Consider the following 2,140-nt stretch of genomic DNA (forward strand, 5'->3'; position numbering starts at 1 on the left):
ATATTATTTGCTTATACAGGAAAATTTAAACACATTACAAAGCGGATTGAACGATAATTTAAAAATAATCCATGTTTTAACAGATGATGATAATGTATATATTTCATACTGCAAACTTATTGGTAGTTCAATGTGACTTTACAAGAGAATGGCATTATATTCTTAATTGATGGCTAGATTTCTGTTCTAATTCATTTTTGAAACATATATCTTTCATTAGAAATTATAAAAAAGGGTTGTCAAAATTGAATAAAAGTGGCTTGCTAAGTATTATCACCCCGGTCTATAACGGCGAAAAATTTTTAAATGAGAATGCGCAAAGTTGGTTAAAGCAAACATATCAAAACTTTGAGGTCATATACGTGGATGATGGAAGTAGCGATAATTCGAGAAATTTAATTGAAGAAATAGTAAAATGCGATCAACGATTTAAGTTAGTCTGTCAAGATCATGTTGGTATCGCGCAAGCTATAAAAAGAGGAATTCAAGAAGCTGGTAGCAATTATATTGTTTTCATGGACCAAGATGATATTGCTATGCCTTGGCGGTTAGAGAAAACAGCAGAAGCGTTTGCCAATGGTGCTGAGTTGATTATGGGGGACTATGAAATTATTGATGAATTTGGAAAGCCGACTGGAAGGATCGTTTCTTTCCCTTCTTTTATCACCTCAGAAAATCTATTGCTTGAACAATTTAAGAGAACTTATTTCTTAGGTTCGGCTATGGCTTTTAAATATAAAGGTGATTTCGAGTTTCATGTCGATAGTGGTGGAGCAACGGATTATGATATTTCTTTGAAAATGCTACTAAGGGATTACCAATTTGTATATATTCCTGACATTTTAATCCGGTATCGTGTTCATAATCGTAATACATCAGCGAACTATAGTAAACAAAAACAGGATGTAAAAACGATCTTTAGCCAGTATGAGCATCAAGAACTGTTTCAACATTTGCTGAAAAAGGGATTTAATCCATTTGAAGTAAGCTTATCGTTGGGGATATGTTATTTGTTTCAAAATAACTTGGATGTCGCTTCACCGTATTTGCAAAAAGCGATGTTGTTGATCAATCAATCTGATAGAAGAACGTATCAGGAATGCATGTTTTATAATAGCGTGTTATATTTCTTATTGGATGAATATAGTAAAAGCTTTGAATTATTACATGATTTAGTGAAAAAAGGGTATAATAATCCGTCTATATTTAATAATATAGGAGTAATGCTTGTCTACTTTGCTCAAACCGCAAAAGCCAAAGAATGGTTTAATCAAGCGCATGATTTGAATAAGCAGTATAGTGATGTAGCCCATAATTTAAAGTTGTTGAATGATAATCATGTGGATTATAGAGATTATAAATTTACAACAAGGCTTCTTAGAGAGGTTTTGACACATATTCAAATTAGATAAAAAGAAAACCCTGCGGTAGGTAAATTCAGATAGGCAAAAATAGCTCTGGATGGTGGATTTCCTGTAGAATGAAAGCGTCAACCATCATTCGAAAGGAGAATCCCCATGCAAGAGCACTTCCATGTTCCTACAGATCGAGCCGAACGGCAAAAACAATATGCCACCATGTTCTTGTGTTTGTCTCTGCTTCACTGTTGCTAGTTCGGATGTATCTTTCAATGCCGCAATCGGAACTTAGCTAAGCAAGAAGATGACGTGGCCATTGCGATTCACCTTTTAGGAAAGCTGCTTGGCTTTTCTTCCGAATTGGAATGGCGCCGTTTTATCACGGGAAATTTGTTCACCGACAGCCCGTTTCTCGAACGTTCTCGGTACAACCACCGCTGTCGAGAGCCTGGTTTTGCGGTGAAATGGATCTGCCACCGTGAGCCAAATGAAGCCAGCATCATGTCTAATGCTGTGGTAGTCAGCTTGCTGTTTTCGTTGTGCCATGTTGCAAGAAGGTAGCGTGTTAAACAATTTCGAGGAATGGTCGACATTGGATTGTCTTCGAAAAAGCAATGATACGACGGATTCAATCTGTATCTTCAAGTAACGAATCAAGACATCAGCCGTGATCTGCAACAAAAACGGTATGAAGAATACCGAGTCGCTTTTTGGACGCCGTCTCGAAACAATCATTAGCATCGTCCATCCGAGTCATAGGAAGAATGAATAAAGAAAAAGTG

General features: G+C 36.4%; 1 protein-coding gene and 1 pseudogene. Both read left to right on the forward strand.

The features are described from left to right. Positions 1-245: 245 nt before the first annotated feature. A complete protein-coding gene (locus VU18_RS17015; protein ID WP_053003361.1) occupies positions 246-1,412 on the forward strand; it encodes a glycosyltransferase in 1,167 nt (388 codons plus the stop codon). A gap of 105 nt (positions 1,413-1,517) precedes the next feature. Further along, positions 1,518-2,090 (forward strand): annotated as a pseudogene (locus VU18_RS21330) (IS982 family transposase); the annotation flags it as partial. Positions 2,091-2,140 lie beyond the last annotated feature (50 nt).

The organism is Geobacillus sp. ZGt-1 (assembly GCF_001026865.1).
Taxonomy (GTDB): Bacteria; Bacillota; Bacilli; order Bacillales; family Anoxybacillaceae; genus Geobacillus; species Geobacillus thermoleovorans.